We start from the raw sequence: 15,318 nt of genomic DNA, 5'->3' as shown, positions 1-15,318 counted from the left end.
TTGATAACTTATATAATTAAGAATTAAAGACCTTTTGAAGTCATGTAAGCTGCTAAGTCTACTACGCGGTTAGAGTAACCAGTTTCGTTATCGTACCAAGAAAGTACTTTAACCATGTTACCTTCCATTACCATTGTAGATAATGCATCGATTGTAGAAGAAGCTGTACATCCGTTATAGTCGATAGATACTAATGGCTCTTCGCTGTATCCAAGGATACCTTTTAATTCGCCTTCAGCTGCTGCTTTGAATGCTGCGTTTACATCTTCAACTGTTACTTCTTTGTCAAGTTCAACAACTAAGTCAACAAGAGAAACGTTAGCAGTTGGAACACGTACAGCGCCACCGTTTAATTTACCTTTAAGTTCTGGTAATACTAATGCTACAGCTTTAGCTGCACCAGTAGATGTTGGGATCATGTTTTCAGCTGCTGCACGAGCACGACGTAAATCTTTGTGTGGTAAGTCTAAGATTTGTTGGTCGTTAGTGTAAGAGTGAATTGTTGTCATCATTCCGCGTTTTACGCCGAATTTTTCGTTTAATACTTTAGCGAATGGAGCTAGACAGTTTGTAGTACAAGAAGCGTTAGATACTACGTTGTGGTTAGCTGCATCGTATTGTTCATGGTTAACACCCATAACTACAGTGATATCTTCGTCAGAAGCTGGAGCTGAGATGATAACTTTCTTAACTGATCCACCTAAGTGTTTTTCAGCGTCTGATTTTTTAGTGAAACGGCCAGTAGATTCTACTACTACTTCTACTCCGTAGTCGCTCCATGGTAATTGAGCTGGGTCACGCTCAGCGATAACTTTAATTTCTTTACCGTTAACAACGATGCTGTTTTCGTTAGCAGATACTTCTGCATTTAAAGTTCCGTGAACTGTGTCATATTTTAAAAGGTGAGCTAATGTTTTAGCATCTGTTAAGTCGTTGATTGCTACTACTTCTACCTCAGAGTTGTTAAGAGCTGCGCGGAATACGTTACGTCCGATACGTCCAAATCCATTAATACCAATTTTAGTCATTTGAATTTCCTCCTTGGGGGATTATATTAAAGGGTAAAACCCTTTGTTAATTGTTTTGCTGCACCTTCATCTGTAATTAGAATTGAAGTGTGCCCTTGCTTTATTACAGCCTGTATTGCTTTTGCCTTTGAAGAACCTCCAGCGACTGCAACAACGTGAGATACATTTTGTAAATCCTCAAGTTGCATACCAACTGTTCTTACTTTATGAACAACATTTCCTTCTTCATTAAAGTAGTAACCGAAAGCTTCGCCAACTGCTTCGCTTGCCTGAATCTTTAACCAATCTGCTTCTGAAGTACTTCTGCGACGTGCCATTGTTAACGCATCACCTATTCCATGAATGACGATATTGGAAGATCGAATCAACTCAAGAACTTCTTTCACGGAAGGCTCTGTCACAATAGACGCATATGCTTCGCTACTAACATGGTCTGGAACATACAATAAGCGATAATTACTCATCGTATTTTGCGCCATCTTGGCACAAATGGTATTGGCTTCTAATTCAACACCTTCTCCAATTCCACCACGTGCTGGGACAAATAGCATATGTAAATCTTTGCAATCAAGTTGCATCATGTCCGCAGCAGCAGCTAGCGTAGTTCCTCCAGCCACAGCAACGATATTATTCGCTGTCAGACGGTCTTTTATACAAGTCACACAAGCACGGCCCATCTCCAGTTTGACCCAAGGTGATTCATCACTATCACCAGGGACAACGAAAACTTCATCCAAGTCTAATGTTTCCTTAAGTTGCTTTTCTAAAACCTTTAACCCGGAAATTTCTTTCATAAAGTCTTCCAAAGCAAGAACTAAAGCTGTTCCTTCTTCTGTCAAAGTCATTCCAGAAGAAGCGACGTGAACTAAGTTTTGTTCTTTCAAAACTTGAACTTCACTTCGCAATACTCGTTCTGTCATACCGAGGCTTGCTGATAAGTTTCTTCTTCCAATCGGCTGCATGAGCCTAATGTATTGAAGAATTTGCATTCTCGTTTGCATAACAGGTAGCAGATCAGGTAATAATTTTTTTGTGTTCTGAATCCATGAGCGCATATCTTTTCTCCTCACTACATCGGTTCATTTTTCCTTCGTGGTCACTTTACGTCCCGTAGTGACATTTTGTGTCCCACATAGGTTAAAAAAATAATCCCTGCTACGTGTATTATTGTAACAGGAGATAGAAACTTATTCAACTCTTAACTGCATTCTTTATATAGTTTATTATGACACCTTTGTGAATGTTACCATATTCTACTTGTTTTCCGTCCATTTCTACAACTGGAATCATTAAGTGATATTTTTCTAAAAGGTCATTATCTTCATATATATCTATTTCCTCGATTTGAAAAGAATATTCACATTGTACTTCCTGTAAAACTTGTTTCGCCTTCACACAAAGGCCACAATCTTTTTTAGTATACAGTACAACTTTCATCTTCTTCACCTATCCGATCGTTTTTCGTAATGACGAAGCTGGGATATGCATTTGTTCTCTATACTTCGCCACTGTTCTTCGAGAAATAACAATTTCATGCTCTTCTTCTAATAATTTTGAAATCTTTTGATCTGAAAGTGGCTTTTTCTTATCCTCTGCCCCAATTAGCGTTTGAATAAATTGTTTTACACGTTTTGTAGAAACTGCTTCATCTTCAGTCGTCGAAACGGCATTGCTAAAGAACGATTTCATCTCAAATAAACCGTGTGGTGTTTGCACATATTTATTTCGCGTCGCACGACTAATTGTTGATTCATGCACACTTAACTCTTCCGCTACCTCTTTTAAAGCGAGAGGTCTTAAATACTCTGGACCTTTCCAGAAGAAATCACGTTGTTTTTCCATAATAATATTCATCACTTGCAGCAGCGTCTGTTTTCTCTGCTTCAAACTGCGCATAATCCACTGCACATGCTGATACTTTTCTGATACGTAAGATGCTACTTCACTTTCACTATTATTAAGAAGCGCACTATATTCAGAATGAATTTCAATTCTCGGCATATTTCTCTCATTCATTTGTAAAACGAGGCGATCGCCATCTTTTTTCACCGCCATATCAGGCACAATATAAAGTGGTTTATCTGAAGAAAACGCAAGACCTGGTTTTGGTTGTAATGACGTTATACAATTTACCGCACTCTGTAATTCCTCATTACTACATTTCAACACTTGAACGAGCTTTCGCCAATCTTTCTTCACAAAATAAGCGAAATGATCTTCTACAACCTCTTCTGCTAATCCATTCCGTCTTTGTAAGCGCTTCAATTGCAAGGTTAAACATTCCTGAATATTACGCGCCCCTACCCCTGCTGGTTCCAGTGATTGGACAAGCTCTACAGAGCGGTCGACTACATGAATATGCGCAGAAAGGAGCTCTGCTAACTCTTCATTCGTTTCTTGTAAATATCCATTTCCATCCATGTTCATAATAATGAAAGAAGCTACTTTTCGCTCTTCTTCATCTATTTTATAATACTGTATTTGATTTAATAAATGTTGCTGAATCGTTGTAGAATCCACACTGTAGATCTCCATCTGATTCTCGACTTGTTTGCTGGTACTTTTACTGTTGTTAGAGCTCCTTTTCTTCTCCCTCTCAAAACCACCTAACTCAATAAGGGGATTCTCTAACGATTGCTCATACAAAAACTCCGATAATTCTTGTACATTATACTGGAGCATTGTAATCGCTTGCCTTAACTCTTGTGTCATTGCCAAACGTAAGCTTTGTTCTTGTAAAAGACTTGCCTTCAAACTAATCTCCCCCTTGTTTCTATTGTACAATAAGTTTGGTAAAAGGAGAATGCTATCACAGACACCCATTCCAAAATATTATTAATTTATATGTATTAATGAGATTTACAACTTACAACCTAAATTTGAATAATATTGAAAGAAAATAATAAACTTAATTATTTGTTACCACATACTAATAGTAACCCTTAATTTTATATATAACAACATTAAATTTATCTCTGTTCAATTCCAAAATAAAAAGAGCAGTTTAGGTATAGTGACACTTCACTATGCCTAACTACTCTTTTACGATTCTTAATTAAGAAAGAAACCTCTTATTTAAAGCTAAGGAACTTTGATTCCTAATTACATAGGAATCATAGAGATAATCGTTCGATTCACTAGACGCTCCTTGAATTCCTCTCATCTCTTCCACAGACAACTCAACTATTTTTTTCACGCTTCTCTCGTTATTACTATCCATCATTTTTTGTTTTCTTTTCGAAAAAAATCCCATAATTTATTCCCCCCTGCAATTAATTATTTTTTAACAATTGAATGAATTTAAGGCTCTTACCACTTCTTAATACACCTTTCGGATAGACCTTCGCTGCAAACATAGCAATTAAGCTAATGCTAGCCAGTAATACAACCATAGATGTAATAATTTCTAAACTCCCAACGGATCCATTAATAATCCTAACTACCATACTAATTGGAGCTGTAAACGGAACATATGATGTCACCCTTGATACTAGCCCTTCAGGGTTATCAAGTACTACTAATAACTCCACCACTAAGCTTCCCATCAATATAAGAGTAATCGGCATCGTTGTTCCGGATAATTCTTCTGGCCTGCTTACCATAGAACCAAACACTGCGAAAAGTGCCGCATAAACGAAGTAACCGAGAACAAAATATAACAAGAAATATGCAGCATGCTCACCTGTAATCATATTTACATCAATATTCACTCCAAAAAACGAATCCGATACCTTGAAAATTCCAGATTTAATATATAGCGCCATACTAAGGAAGAAAATAAATAACTGTGTCAAACTAGCAAGACCGACTCCTAATATCTTCCCAAAGACCATGTGAACAGGCGACACCTTCGTTACCATCACTTCCATAACACGCGACGCCTTCTCTGACGCTACCGCTGTAGCAATCGCATTTCCATACGAAGTAATTGCTAAGTACATAATCGCTACTAATAAATACACCAGTAAGAATGAGCTTGTTTCTTCGTTATTTAAGTTTTGCTTTTTCGCTTGCACGTTCATCGTCAGTGATTTCACAGCCTCTTCTGATAACTGTTGTTTAACTACCGCACTTTGAAAATACTGATTTTGTACAAATACCTGCGCACTTTGAATCAACTTAGGATTATCCACCTTCATAAAGTAATCTAATACTGGTTCAGCACCCGCACCCTCTTTTAATATAAAGAGCGCTTCGACTTTCTTATCTAACAAATCTTGCTTATATTGATTTAATTTTGTTTTATCACCTAAAGACCAATCCCATTCTGGAAGAGCTTTACTAAGATTAGATTGATCCAAAGTAACATTAGGTGCTTCGGAAATAAATACAACTTTTGCTTTTTCTTTCTCTCCAGAAAACTTTTGTACTAAAGTTGGAAAGGAGAATAAGAATATCCCTCCCCCTATTAATAACAATGTCATCCCAATAAATATTTTCGTCCTCACACGATCCCAATACGTTTGCCCTAAAACAATCCAGAAATTCCTCATTACTTATGCACCCGCCTTTTCAACAAAGATTTGATGTAAAGAAGGTTCTTTAATAGAAACATCTCGGATATATTGTTTAGTTTTAATGTCTTCAAGCAGCGAAAATGCATCCTCTCCATCATTAACTTTAATCATGAACGTACGATTAACTTTTTCAAAATTGAAATTTTTATTCTTAAGAATAGGTTCAATATCCCCTTCCGTTTGCAACGTCATATATTTGTATTGATAACTTTTCTTAATATCTGACAAGGCACCCGATAATACAAGTTGACCATTTTTCATAATACAAATTTCCTCACAGAACGTTTCTACACTGTCCATTTGATGACTACAGAAGATAATCGTTTTTCTTTGCGCGATTAACTCGAGCACAACATTTTTTAACATCTCTGCATTTACAGGATCCAATCCACTAAATGGTTCATCTAGTATGATGAATTCCGGATTATGCAATATCGCTGAAATCAATTGAATTTTTTGTTGATTTCCCTTTGACAATTCCTCTGTTTTCTTCTTTAAATGTGGTGTCATTTCTAATTTTTCTAGCCACTGTAACGCATGCCTTTTTGCAAGATTAGCTGGCATTCCTTCTAACTTGCCGAAATACACCAATTGCTCCACTACATTCATTTTCGGGTATAATCCACGCTCTTCTGGTAAATAGCCAATAGATAGGTCTTTCTTTGAAAAAGGGCGATTATTCCATAGAATTTGGCCGCTATCCGGTTTGATTAAATCTAAGATCATACGAATCGTTGTCGTCTTACCAGCACCATTTCGGCCCAGCATCCCTAAAATTCCACCTTCTTCTACACGTATATTTAAATCATTAACGGCCTTATATTCACCAAATGTTTTATTTAATCCTTGAATTTCAAATGCCATCCATAACAGCTCCTTTTAGCTTTTTACGAAATAAATAACCGCCATTCCTAATACAATCCCGCCTATCATCAAAAAAAACTTTTTCATCACTATTGCCTCCTTCAGTTACTTGTTAAGTTGTATCTTTATCATAGACTTCTTTCTGATGCTATTGTCCGCAATCCGTACTGTATTTACCGTAAAAAAGGCGAACCACTCTTATGTGGTTCACCGCAATTTCAACAGATGACATTGATTGTATGAAAACTTCTTAAATGTTATTATAAAAATATTCAGAAATTAAGCGATATACCTACAAAGAGAGGTGTCTAAACCGTTGCAGATACAACGTAACTTCGTTTTCATTTTATGTGTAACTATCCTGTATTTTTGTTTACAAGGCTATATCTTATATAAAATAAACCAACCATATAGTGGAGTTCTTATTTCTAAAACAGACTCAACTACATACACAATAGCAAAAATTAAATCCTCCGGTTGGGCTTTTCAGACGGACTTAAAAGAAGGAGATATAATCTATTCGATAAATAAAGAAAAGCCTCATTTAGGAATACTTCCTGGATATCAAAACCAATCACTAAATGCATCTGAAATACAAATTAAAAAAGACGATATCACCCAAACTTATAAAGGAACACAACATTTTATTGATTCTCGTGACAAAATTATTTCTGTATACTTTCCCTTCCTACTCGCTTTTATTTGTTTAGGGTTATCTATTTTTCTTTATACAAAGAAGCCTTTGAACCGGGAAACATTCTTTTTGATCACGTTTCTATTCATGACTTCCTCAAGTCTTCTAATCGCAGTTGAATCTGGTAAAGGTGATTTTATCGCTCTCATTATTTTAAGTATTGTATTTCAAGGTACACCTATGTCTCTCATTTTATTGTTGAATGAATTATTCAAGAAAAAGCAACTATACGTTATTTCTGTGAGATTTCTAAAAATCGATATTACAATCGGCATTATTTTACTATTACTCTCTAATTTAACGATGTTCATTCCATTTCCAATAGTTAATACCGATGGATTAGAACTAATTTACCTTTCAATAAATATTATCTTTTGTATATATTTTTTAATCCGTGCCTATATCAAATATCACAGTACAGTACATAAACCATTTTTAAAATTAATGCTCACGATTCATTCCATTGCCTTCTTTCCGTTCGTTACACTCTATGCTCTTCCAGATGCAATATTCAGAACACCGATTCTCTCAGCAGATATTGGCGCTATGTTCCTAATCGCTCTACCAATCGGTTATTTTTATTTAGTAGCGACGAAGCAGATTTTTGATATAGAGTTTGTATTTGATCGTTTACGGTATTACGCATTTCTGTCACTAATTCCAACTCTATTAATTGCAATCATTACGAGCTGGAGCATTTATTACAAAGACAATTTTCTCTCTCGACTACTGCAAAGTTTTATTATTATTTTTCCGTTAAATATTCTATTTCTCATATTAAAAGAAAGATTAGATTTTACATTCCGTAATCACCTCTTTCGGACTAAAACAAACTTATACGTAAACATTGAACAGTTTACCGCACAGCTATCATCTATTATGAAAACAGAAGAGTTAGAGAAAAAATTCACTAATGAAATCGTTTCGATGTTGAAACCTTCTTTTATTCAATTTGTTCAATATGATATGAAAGACAACACATATACACTCTGTAACGGATATGGACAAACGAAAGATTTCACACTTTCTAAAAAGAAAAAATGGAGTATGGCAGCATTACTAATTAATGATTTATTAGAGGATGATGGATGCATTGGCATTTACTTATACTCTACTAAACATATAAAACACTACATCTGGATTGGAAGAAAAGTGAATAATATTAAATATAATACGCATGAAAAATCATGGTTCATCACTGTCACGACATACGTCCGTCTTATTTACGAAAACTTGTATACCATTAATGAAATTATTCATTCTCTAGAGCAGGAGAGTTTAGAATCCAAAACAAATTCTGCAAGCTTATCACGCCTACTCTTTCAAATTTCTGAACAAGAAAGGCGCCGACTCGCTTCAGATTTACACGACTCTGCATTACAAGATCAAATCGTATGGTACCGCAAACTAGATTCTTTACTAAAAAACAAATCCGTTCCACTAGAATTAAAAAATGAACTAAAAAAAATCCATTTCGGTATGCACGATGTAATACAACAAATTCGCGACACATGTAATGAATTGCGTCCATCACTTTTATCAGATGCTGGTTTAATTGGTGCATTAAGAGAATTGCTAGCCCAAACACAATTGCGTGTGCAGTTTCAAATTCAATTTGATCATGAATCAATTCAAGAACATCATTACGATTTTGACAAAATTTTATCTTTATATCGTATCATTCAAGAACTACTAACAAACGCAGATAAACATTCCGAGGCAACCATCGTATCGATTTTTTTATGGGAAGAGAATAACTGTATTTTCCTAGACTACCGAGACAACGGCAAAGGTTTTAATATAGACACTCCCTACTCTCCTAATCAGCATATGGGGCTTTCCGGTATAAAAGGAAGGCTTCAATCAATTGGTGGAGAAATACATATAGTATCCGAAGCTAAAAAAGGACTTCAAATAAACATTACAGTTCCGAGGTGGTAAATAATGATTCGAGTATTAATCGTAGATGATCATCAAATTGTAGGCGAAGGAACAAAGAACATGATTGAATTAGAAGAAGATATGCAAGCAGAATATATTTTAAATGAACAGGAAGCACTTATAAAAAGTGACGCTACACCTTTTGACGTATACCTCTTAGATATGAATATGCCCAATTGTAGTGGTATTGAACTCGCCCAGAAAATATTACATATTCAAACAGATGCAAAAATCATTTTATATACAGGTTTTGAATACGTATCCCAATTCAATTTATTAATAAACTCTGGTATCAGCGGCATTATTAGTAAATCAGCTTCTCAACAAGAGCTATTAATGGCAATTCGTGCAGCTGTAAACGGATATACTTTACTTCCTATTTCGTTATTACGTCAACTACGTACAGATGATATAACGACTCAACAACTTGAAAATAAAACCGCTCTTCTTACACAAAAAGAATTAGAAATCTTAGAATCCGTCTCTAAAGGAAGTAGCAATAAACAAATTGCTGATGAACTGTACATGAGTTCAAGAGCTGTAGAATACAACCTAACAAAAATCTTCAAAAAATTAAAAGTAGGATCACGCTCCGAAGCTTTAACAGAAGCAATGAGACAAGGCATTTTGAAAGTACACATATAAAATGAGACTTCCATCAGTTTGTTTTGTTTAACCCTCAAATAATGAGATAAATAAAAAAGTCCTAACCTACAAAACGTAAGTTAGGACTTTTTGACGCGCCCAGAGGGATTCGAACCCCCGGCAGACGTGGTACCGGAAACCACCGCTCTATCCGACTGAGCTATGGGCGCATGATTATAGAAAACACTTCATTTTCTTCTCATAATAATAGCAATAAAATCCATCTAAATCAATAAAAATATCCCCGTAATACCTTATGCATCTTAGCTAAAAGCATATAAAATCTATTCCACCCCTAAATTTTCCAATCATAAATTCACCCCAACTCACAAATTATAATCTTTGAATTGATATTCCAAAGGGGGCTTCATTCAATGACTGTAATTACAAAATTAAAGCAAACTGTTTCTGGATTAAAAAGTGCACAAGCTAGCTTAGAGGGATTCGCTCTTGATACGGATAACCAACAAGCTAAGCAACTTTTCCAAACAGCTGCGCAGCAAACACAAACGATTATCGATTCTTTAAACCCACGCGTTGAAGAAGTCCAACAAGAAGAACCACAATACTCACAGCAATAACGAATCAGTCTTGCTGTGAAATAGAAAAAGGATGATATGCAGTCATCCTTTTTCTATCACATTACATATTGCAATAGAAATGGAATGATAATTATGCGAAAACTCGGCCTCATAACCGCATTATTTGCACTTCTATTTAGCTCTTTTACCGGATGTGATAATAGTCCTTTAGATAAAAAAGTGAAAGAAGAAGCAAAACGAACGGAGAAAGAAAAAGGTCCAAAGTTAACAAAGACGAGTACGGAATCCTTTAATCAATCTATATCACAAGGAGCGAAGAAAAGAGCTCTCGCTATGGATGAAATTATAAAAAGCACAGCAGTGAATTCAAATTTAGATCTCTACATAGCAGTTACACCTGAGCATCACGAAAGGTTTGGATTAAAACCTCTTCGTAAAAAGCTTCAAAAGCAGCTAAGTGATGAGCATCCTACTTTCGATGTTCGTGTCAGTACAGATAAAAAAATCTTTATGTTACTCGAAAAACTCGAAAGAAAAATTAAGGAAAAAGAAGTATCTAAAGATGAAATTAATAAACAATTAAAATTCATTGGTAAAAAAATGGAGTCTAACACTTAACGCTTTTTAAAAGAAAAGGAAGGATTGCAATGTCTAGTAAAGATAAAAACTTAACCCCTGTACAACAGGAGTATAAAAAATTCGAACAAGAACGCGAACCGAAACGACCTGTCTTAAAAAATTGTATAAAAGCCTTTTTCGTCGGTGGTTTTATTTGCTTCATCGGACAACTCATTTCTACTTTTTACATCACATATTTTGATTTCACTGAACGCTCAGCAGGAAATCCGACAGTCGCAACTCTTATTTTCATTTCTATGTTACTAACTGGATTTGGTATATACGATCGTTTTGGACAGTTTGCTGGTGCTGGTACAGCTGTACCTGTTACTGGATTTGGTAACTCTGTTATTGCCGCATGTATTGAGCATCGAACGGAAGGATTTGTCCTTGGCGTTGGCGGCAATATGTTTAAACTAGCTGGTTCTGTTATTTTATTTGGTGTATTTTCCGCTTTCGTCATCGCACTTATTAAAACGATTCTCGTTCAATGGGGAGGGCTATAAATGTTACAAGGACACCGAACGTGGGTATTTGAAAACAAACCAGTCATTATCTCAACAGGGGTTGTCGGTGGACCATTTGAAGCAAAGGGGAACATCCCAGAAGACTTCGATATCCTTCATGAAGATTTATGGCTCGGACAAGATTCCTATGAAAAAGCACATAAAATTTTATTCGAAGAAGCTTGTAGTCGTGCTACTGAAAAAGCAGAACTTCGTAAAGATGATATTCAATTTGTACTTGCAGGAGATTTAATCAATCAAATTACTCCAACAAGCTTTGCTTGCCGGACACTTGGCACTCCTTATCTCGGATTATTCGGGGCTTGTTCTACTTCTATGGAAGGTTTAGCACTTGGGGCAAGTATCGTAAATGCAAAAGGCGCAAAATATTTATTAACTGGTGCATCCAGTCATAATACAGCTGTAGAAAAACAATTCCGCTATCCTACCGAATACGGCGGACAAAAGCCACCTACTGCACAGTGGACAGTAACCGGAGCAGGAGCCGCCATTTTAAGCGATACTGGACATGGTCCAAGAGTAACCTCTGCAACGATTGGGCGAGTTATTGATATGGGATTAACAGACCCTTTTAATATGGGGGGCGCGATGGCTCCAGCTGCAGTTGATACAATCGAAGCCCATTTACGCGAACGACAAATCGATGCCTCTTACTATGACCTAATCGTGACTGGTGATCTTGGCCATGTCGGTCGCGAAATTGCTTACGATTTACTACATAAGCATGGAACCAAAGTAACGAGCGAACAGTTTCAAGATTGCGGAATTATCATTTATAGAGAAGGACAACCTGTCATAGCTGGTGCTAGCGGGCCTGGATGTTCCGCAACAGTCGTATACGGTCATTTATTAAACCGAATGAAAAGAGGAGAGTTCAAAAAAATACTTGTCGTTGCGACAGGCGCTTTACTATCTCCACTTACATTCCAACAAGAAGAAACGATTCCGTGTATCGCTCACGCCGTTTCGATTGAATTTGGAGGTGCAACGCAATGATTTTTTTCTGGGCTTTCGTCATCGGCGGACTCATATGCGTAATCGGACAACTTATGTTTGATGTCGGCAAGTTAACACCAGCTCATACAATGGCAACACTCGTTGTTGCCGGAGCAATATTAGATGGATTCAATTTGTATGAACCATTAATTGACTTCGCTGGGGCCGGGGCAACTGTACCTATTACAAGCTTTGGTAATGCCCTAGTTCATGGTGCAATGGAAGAAGCTGCAAAACATGGCATCGTTGGCGTTATTACTGGCATGTTTAAAGTAACGAGCGCCGGTGTATCAGCAGCTATTATTTTCGGCTTCATTGGAGCATTGTTATTCAAACCGAAAGGATAAGGTGTTCGTATGACAGTTATCGCTAGCGTTAAAACCTGCCTTGCCAGTGTAAGGGGCGCTCAAGCAAGTTTAAGCTCTCTTTCACTAAATTCACAGGATGAAGAATCAAAACGTATATTTCACGAATGTATGTTAGAAATGGACAGCATCATCGCTGATTTACAGAATAGAGTTTCAGTATTAGAACGTGAAGAACCTCAATATAAAGGGTTTTAAGTAGACTGGAGGAAATGACTATGTCTCACCTGCCGGAATGGACACTTGTCATTCTGCGCTCTGTATTCATATTAATTATTTTATTCGCTATTACGAAATGGTTAGGGAAAAGACAAATCTCTCAGCTATCCTTTTTTGAATACATAGCAGGAATGACAATTGGCGATATCGCCGCTCAGATAGCTACAGGGCTTGATCAAAAGTTTTTCCACGGTGTCTTTGCCATACTTATTTTCGCCTCAGTACCCTTCTTTGTCGGAATTCTCTCCCTAAAAAACAAAACGGCTAGAGATTTTTTTGAAGGGAAGTCTACAGTGTTAATAAAAGATGGCAAAGTACTTGAGGATAATTTAAAGAAAGAGAAATATACAAGTGATGAGTTACTTGAACTTCTTAGAGGAAATGGTGCATTCAGTATAGCTGAAGTCGAATTTGCTGTCTTAGAACCGAGTGGAGAATTAAATGTATTATTAAAGAAAGATTCTCAGCCACTTACAGCAAAAGATCTCGGTTTAAAAGTGCCAAATGAAAAAGAACCGCAAACTGTTATTATGGATGGAAATGTACTAGATGAACCTCTTTCAGCAAGCGGACATAACCGCGCTTGGCTACATTCAGAATTAGAAAAACTCGGTGTTGTTATTGAAAATGTCTTTCTCGGTCAAGTGGATTCATACGGACAACTTACTATCGACATTTACAATGACAAACTCCAAATGCCTTCTCCTCAAAACAAACCTTTATTATTAGCATCTTTAAAAAAATGTCATGCTGATCTTGAACTATTTTCCCTAGAAACAAAGTCGAAATCAGCAAGCGAAATGTATAGTAAAAACGCGAAACAAATCGAAAAGATTTTAAATAAAGTAACCTATCTTTTAAAAGACTAATTATCGAAAGAACGCTTCAGTTAAAAGGCGTTCTTTTCTTTTTCCTCCAGTTTTCGTAACGTTTAAATTTATGTAATTCGGTTATGATGTTGAAGATACATAAGCAGGGAATTTCGAAAACATAGCGAATATTTCATGGTACAACTACATATTTTTTTGATTTAAAGTGGTTTCGTTTGACCTTTATTGACCATAATTGTATTATAAGACTAAGAAAGCTTTATAAGGAGGAAATAACAGATGAATTTAATTCCTACAGTAATTGAACAAACAAATCGTGGAGAACGCGCTTACGATATTTACTCTCGACTACTAAAAGACCGCATCATTATGCTTGGTAGTGCAATTGATGACAACGTAGCTAACTCAATCGTTTCCCAGCTTTTATTCTTGGAATCTCAAGATCCAGAAAAAGATATTCACATCTACATCAACAGCCCTGGTGGTTCTATCACAGCGGGTATGGCAATCTATGATACAATGCAGTTTATTAAACCACAAGTATCAACAATCTGTATCGGTATGGCTGCATCTATGGGTGCATTCTTACTTGCAGCAGGTGAAAAAGGAAAACGTTATGCACTTCCAAACAGTGAAGTAATGATTCACCAACCACTTGGTGGAGCACAAGGTCAAGCGACTGAAATCGAAATCGCTGCAAAACGTATCCTATTCTTACGTGAAAAACTAAACCAAATTCTTGCTGACCGCACTGGTCAACCACTTGAAGTACTACAACGCGACACAGACCGCGACAACTTCATGACAGCTGAAAAAGCTTTAGAATACGGTTTAATCGATAAGATCTTTACAAATCGTTAATACTTAAAAGCGAAAGCGGCTCGTTTAGAATCGCAGGGCGATGGAGCCCCTTCATCCGAGGCGCTTTTTGCCTCGAATGAAGGGGCGAAACAACCGGAGATTCTAGCCGCTGGAGCTAGATATAACTAAAAGTGGAAGCGCCCTATAATTGGGCGCTTCTTTTATATATTGTTCCCCGCTCACATACCCCATCCAGTATCCCTCTAAATATATCAACGATTTTTCAATTATATCGAACAAAACTCAAATTATATCAACGATTTTTTTAATATATCAACGGTTCGACACAACATATCGATTTACCGACAATCTCCGACAAGGACAAACCAGCTAAATACCCCTCCCCGCTAATCCGCACAAACAACAAAACAAAAAAACTATCGCATATACGCGATAGCTCTTTATTGTACATATGCAGCTAATGCTTCTAAAGCCTCTTCTGCATCTGAACCTTCTGTTGTAATTGTTATCATGCTTCCAGTTCCAATTGCTAAGCTCATAATCCCCATTATGCTCTTTGCATTTACTGTCTTTCCATCTTTCTCAATAAAGATATCTGCATGAAAGCGATTTGCCTCTTGTACAAACAACGCAGCCGGACGTGCTTGTAAACCGTTTTTTAATGAAACCTGAACTCGTTTTTGAACCACAGCTCCATTTCCCCTTTAACC

The 15,318-nt window shown here is 36.6% G+C and carries 18 protein-coding genes and 1 tRNA gene; 10 read left to right on the top strand and 9 right to left on the bottom strand.

The window, feature by feature from the left end:
- Positions 1 to 23: 23 nt before the first annotated feature.
- The 7 genes from gap to ACO6VI_RS11375 form a co-directional block, all read right to left on the bottom strand.
- The gene (gene gap, locus ACO6VI_RS11405; RefSeq protein ID WP_000161234.1) at positions 24 to 1,028 is read right to left on the bottom strand and encodes a type I glyceraldehyde-3-phosphate dehydrogenase; all 1,005 of its coding nucleotides are present in this window, start codon (positions 1,026 to 1,028) and stop codon (positions 24 to 26) included.
- Positions 1,029 to 1,054: 26 nt separating this feature from the next.
- Positions 1,055 to 2,083: a gapA transcriptional regulator CggR gene (gene cggR / locus ACO6VI_RS11400; protein WP_001258185.1), complete on the bottom strand. Its 1,029-nt coding sequence runs from the start codon at positions 2,081 to 2,083 to the stop codon at positions 1,055 to 1,057.
- A 136-nt stretch (positions 2,084 to 2,219) separates the two neighbouring features.
- Positions 2,220 to 2,465 carry a glutaredoxin family protein gene (locus ACO6VI_RS11395; RefSeq protein ID WP_000869730.1) on the bottom strand — a complete coding sequence of 82 codons (246 nt, stop codon included), beginning with the start codon at positions 2,463 to 2,465 and terminating at the stop codon, positions 2,220 to 2,222.
- Positions 2,466 to 2,474: 9 nt separating this feature from the next.
- A complete protein-coding gene (gene rpoN / locus ACO6VI_RS11390) occupies positions 2,475 to 3,782 on the bottom strand; it encodes an RNA polymerase factor sigma-54 (RefSeq protein WP_422423352.1) in 1,308 nt (435 codons plus the stop codon).
- A gap of 301 nt (positions 3,783 to 4,083) precedes the next feature.
- Positions 4,084 to 4,281: a hypothetical protein gene (locus tag ACO6VI_RS11385; RefSeq protein ID WP_000505575.1), complete on the bottom strand. Its 198-nt coding sequence runs from the start codon at positions 4,279 to 4,281 to the stop codon at positions 4,084 to 4,086.
- Between the two features lie 19 nt (positions 4,282 to 4,300).
- The gene (locus ACO6VI_RS11380) at positions 4,301 to 5,521 is read right to left on the bottom strand and encodes an ABC transporter permease (protein WP_001243601.1); all 1,221 of its coding nucleotides are present in this window, start codon (positions 5,519 to 5,521) and stop codon (positions 4,301 to 4,303) included.
- Positions 5,522 to 5,524: 3 nt separating this feature from the next.
- Positions 5,525 to 6,409: an ABC transporter ATP-binding protein gene (locus tag ACO6VI_RS11375; RefSeq protein ID WP_000863495.1), complete on the bottom strand. Its 885-nt coding sequence runs from the start codon at positions 6,407 to 6,409 to the stop codon at positions 5,525 to 5,527.
- Between the two features lie 316 nt (positions 6,410 to 6,725).
- On the opposite strand from ACO6VI_RS11375, the gene ACO6VI_RS11370 reads away from it, so the two are divergent.
- Positions 6,726 to 9,044 carry a sensor histidine kinase gene (locus ACO6VI_RS11370; protein ID WP_023523428.1) on the top strand — a complete coding sequence of 773 codons (2,319 nt, stop codon included), beginning with the start codon at positions 6,726 to 6,728 and terminating at the stop codon, positions 9,042 to 9,044.
- A 3-nt stretch (positions 9,045 to 9,047) separates the two neighbouring features.
- Positions 9,048 to 9,689, top strand: coding sequence for a response regulator (locus ACO6VI_RS11365; protein WP_000621763.1), 642 nt, complete (start codon positions 9,048 to 9,050; stop codon positions 9,687 to 9,689).
- Between the two features lie 94 nt (positions 9,690 to 9,783).
- Here the strand turns inward: ACO6VI_RS11365 and ACO6VI_RS11360 are convergent.
- A tRNA-Arg gene (locus tag ACO6VI_RS11360) sits at positions 9,784 to 9,859 on the bottom strand.
- Between the two features lie 204 nt (positions 9,860 to 10,063).
- On the opposite strand from ACO6VI_RS11360, the gene ACO6VI_RS11355 reads away from it, so the two are divergent.
- From ACO6VI_RS11355 to clpP, 8 genes are all read left to right on the top strand, one after another.
- Positions 10,064 to 10,270: a DUF1657 domain-containing protein gene (locus tag ACO6VI_RS11355; protein WP_000216166.1), complete on the top strand. Its 207-nt coding sequence runs from the start codon at positions 10,064 to 10,066 to the stop codon at positions 10,268 to 10,270.
- Positions 10,271 to 10,363: 93 nt separating this feature from the next.
- Positions 10,364 to 10,849 (top strand): YhcN/YlaJ family sporulation lipoprotein, encoded by a 486-nt coding sequence (locus ACO6VI_RS11350; RefSeq protein ID WP_001228545.1) that lies wholly within the window; start codon positions 10,364 to 10,366, stop codon positions 10,847 to 10,849.
- A 29-nt stretch (positions 10,850 to 10,878) separates the two neighbouring features.
- Positions 10,879 to 11,355 carry a stage V sporulation protein AC gene (gene spoVAC / locus ACO6VI_RS11345; protein ID WP_000095399.1) on the top strand — a complete coding sequence of 159 codons (477 nt, stop codon included), beginning with the start codon at positions 10,879 to 10,881 and terminating at the stop codon, positions 11,353 to 11,355.
- Entirely contained in the window at positions 11,356 to 12,372 is a 1,017-nt protein-coding gene (gene spoVAD / locus ACO6VI_RS11340; RefSeq protein ID WP_000938970.1) for a stage V sporulation protein AD, read from the top strand.
- The gene (spoVAE, locus tag ACO6VI_RS11335; protein WP_000575919.1) at positions 12,369 to 12,719 is read left to right on the top strand and encodes a stage V sporulation protein AE; all 351 of its coding nucleotides are present in this window, start codon (positions 12,369 to 12,371) and stop codon (positions 12,717 to 12,719) included. Before spoVAD ends, spoVAE begins: the two co-directional genes overlap by 4 nt.
- Positions 12,720 to 12,728: 9 nt before the next feature.
- The gene (locus tag ACO6VI_RS11330) at positions 12,729 to 12,935 is read left to right on the top strand and encodes a DUF1657 domain-containing protein (RefSeq protein WP_000215906.1); all 207 of its coding nucleotides are present in this window, start codon (positions 12,729 to 12,731) and stop codon (positions 12,933 to 12,935) included.
- A 20-nt stretch (positions 12,936 to 12,955) separates the two neighbouring features.
- Positions 12,956 to 13,825: a DUF421 domain-containing protein gene (locus tag ACO6VI_RS11325; protein WP_088020058.1), complete on the top strand. Its 870-nt coding sequence runs from the start codon at positions 12,956 to 12,958 to the stop codon at positions 13,823 to 13,825.
- 240 nt (positions 13,826 to 14,065) lie between these two features.
- Entirely contained in the window at positions 14,066 to 14,647 is a 582-nt protein-coding gene (gene clpP / locus ACO6VI_RS11320) for an ATP-dependent Clp endopeptidase proteolytic subunit ClpP (protein WP_001049162.1), read from the top strand.
- Between the two features lie 401 nt (positions 14,648 to 15,048).
- On the opposite strand, the gene ACO6VI_RS11315 is transcribed toward clpP, so the two are convergent.
- The gene (locus ACO6VI_RS11315) at positions 15,049 to 15,297 is read right to left on the bottom strand and encodes an HPr family phosphocarrier protein (RefSeq protein WP_000250307.1); all 249 of its coding nucleotides are present in this window, start codon (positions 15,295 to 15,297) and stop codon (positions 15,049 to 15,051) included.
- Positions 15,298 to 15,318 lie beyond the last annotated feature (21 nt).

This window comes from Bacillus sp. PSXD-155 (assembly GCF_049310765.1).
Classification (GTDB): Bacteria; Bacillota; Bacilli; order Bacillales; family Bacillaceae_G; genus Bacillus_A; species Bacillus_A cereus.
The sequence above is the reverse complement of the archived record's forward strand: the minus strand, read 5'-3'. Positions and strand labels throughout refer to the sequence as shown.

Coding starts and splice junctions, on each gene's coding strand:
- gap (WP_000161234.1), bottom strand. CDS start 1,028: ATGACTAAAATTGGTATTAATGGATTTGGACGTATCGGACGTAACGTA.
- cggR (WP_001258185.1), bottom strand. CDS start 2,083: ATGCGCTCATGGATTCAGAACACAAAAAAATTATTACCTGATCTGCTA.
- ACO6VI_RS11395 (WP_000869730.1), bottom strand. CDS start 2,465: ATGAAAGTTGTACTGTATACTAAAAAAGATTGTGGCCTTTGTGTGAAG.
- ACO6VI_RS11385 (WP_000505575.1), bottom strand. CDS start 4,281: ATGGGATTTTTTTCGAAAAGAAAACAAAAAATGATGGATAGTAATAAC.
- ACO6VI_RS11380 (WP_001243601.1), bottom strand. CDS start 5,521: ATGAGGAATTTCTGGATTGTTTTAGGGCAAACGTATTGGGATCGTGTG.
- ACO6VI_RS11375 (WP_000863495.1), bottom strand. CDS start 6,409: ATGGCATTTGAAATTCAAGGATTAAATAAAACATTTGGTGAATATAAG.
- ACO6VI_RS11365 (WP_000621763.1), top strand. CDS start 9,048: ATGATTCGAGTATTAATCGTAGATGATCATCAAATTGTAGGCGAAGGA.
- ACO6VI_RS11355 (WP_000216166.1), top strand. CDS start 10,064: ATGACTGTAATTACAAAATTAAAGCAAACTGTTTCTGGATTAAAAAGT.
- ACO6VI_RS11350 (WP_001228545.1), top strand. CDS start 10,364: ATGCGAAAACTCGGCCTCATAACCGCATTATTTGCACTTCTATTTAGC.
- spoVAC (WP_000095399.1), top strand. CDS start 10,879: ATGTCTAGTAAAGATAAAAACTTAACCCCTGTACAACAGGAGTATAAA.
- spoVAD (WP_000938970.1), top strand. CDS start 11,356: ATGTTACAAGGACACCGAACGTGGGTATTTGAAAACAAACCAGTCATT.
- spoVAE (WP_000575919.1), top strand. CDS start 12,369: ATGATTTTTTTCTGGGCTTTCGTCATCGGCGGACTCATATGCGTAATC.
- ACO6VI_RS11330 (WP_000215906.1), top strand. CDS start 12,729: ATGACAGTTATCGCTAGCGTTAAAACCTGCCTTGCCAGTGTAAGGGGC.
- ACO6VI_RS11325 (WP_088020058.1), top strand. CDS start 12,956: ATGTCTCACCTGCCGGAATGGACACTTGTCATTCTGCGCTCTGTATTC.
- clpP (WP_001049162.1), top strand. CDS start 14,066: ATGAATTTAATTCCTACAGTAATTGAACAAACAAATCGTGGAGAACGC.